Source organism: Vibrio mytili, from assembly GCF_000830505.1.
Lineage (GTDB): Bacteria > Pseudomonadota > Gammaproteobacteria > Enterobacterales > Vibrionaceae > Vibrio > Vibrio mytili.
This window is the reverse complement of sequence record NZ_JXOK01000075.1, coordinates 1-1,197: the sequence shown is the minus strand read 5'-3', so window position 1 is coordinate 1,197 and position 1,197 is coordinate 1. Positions and strand designations below refer to the sequence as shown.

The 1,197-nt window shown below is 46.6% G+C and carries 1 protein-coding gene; it reads right to left on the bottom strand.

The window, feature by feature from the left end; translation table 11 throughout:
- Positions 1-13 precede the first annotated feature (13 nt).
- Positions 14-1,197, bottom strand: a 1,184-nt coding sequence (gene tuf, locus SU60_RS17900; protein ID WP_041156727.1) for an elongation factor Tu, incomplete at its 5' end; no start/stop codon positions are given.

The following is a 1,197-nucleotide window of genomic DNA, read 5'->3' as shown; positions in this document are numbered from 1 at the left end:
AATTCGCTATGAATTAGTCGAAGATCTTAGCAACAACACCAGCACCTACTGTACGGCCACCTTCACGGATCGCGAAACGTAGACCTTCGTCCATTGCGATTGGTGCGATTAGCTCAACAGTCATCTGTACGTTGTCACCAGGCATTACCATTTCTACACCGTCTGGTAGCTGGATGTCACCAGTTACGTCAGTTGTACGGAAGTAGAATTGTGGACGGTAACCTTTGAAGAATGGAGTGTGACGACCACCTTCATCTTTAGACAGTACGTATACTTCTGATTCGAACTTAGTGTGTGGAGTGATTGAACCAGGCTTCGCTAGTACTTGACCACGTTCAACTTCATCACGCTTAGTACCACGTAGAAGTGCACCAACGTTCTCACCCGCACGACCTTCGTCTAGAAGCTTACGGAACATCTCAACACCAGTACATGTAGTCGTTGTAGTATCTTTGATACCTACGATTGCTACTTCATCACCTACTGATAGGATACCACGCTCGATACGGCCAGTTACTACTGTACCACGACCTTGGATTGAGAATACGTCTTCGATTGGCATCAGGAATGGTTGATCAACTGCACGCTCTGGCTCTGGGATGTAAGTATCTAGAGCTTCAGCTAGTTCAACAATTTTCGCTTCCCACTGCTCTTCGCCGTTTAGTGCGCCTAGTGCAGAACCTTGGATAACTGGTAGGTCATCACCTGGGAAGTCGTATTCAGAAAGAAGTTCACGAACTTCCATTTCTACTAGTTCTAGTAGTTCTTCATCATCAACCATGTCACATTTGTTCATGAATACGATGATGTATGGGATACCAACCTGACGGCCTAGTAGGATGTGCTCACGAGTTTGTGGCATTGGGCCATCTGTCGCAGCAACAACTAGGATACCACCGTCCATCTGTGCAGCACCAGTGATCATGTTCTTAACGTAGTCCGCGTGTCCTGGACAGTCAACGTGTGCGTAGTGACGAGATGGAGTATCGTACTCAACGTGAGAAGTTGCGATTGTGATACCGCGCTCACGCTCTTCTGGAGCGTTATCGATAGAAGCAAAGTCTTTTGCAACACCGCCGTATACTTTAGCAAGAGTAGTACAGATTGCAGCAGTTAGAGTTGTTTTACCGTGGTCAACGTGGCCGATAGTACCAACGTTAACGTGCGGTTTCGTACGTTCAAATTTTTCTTTAGACA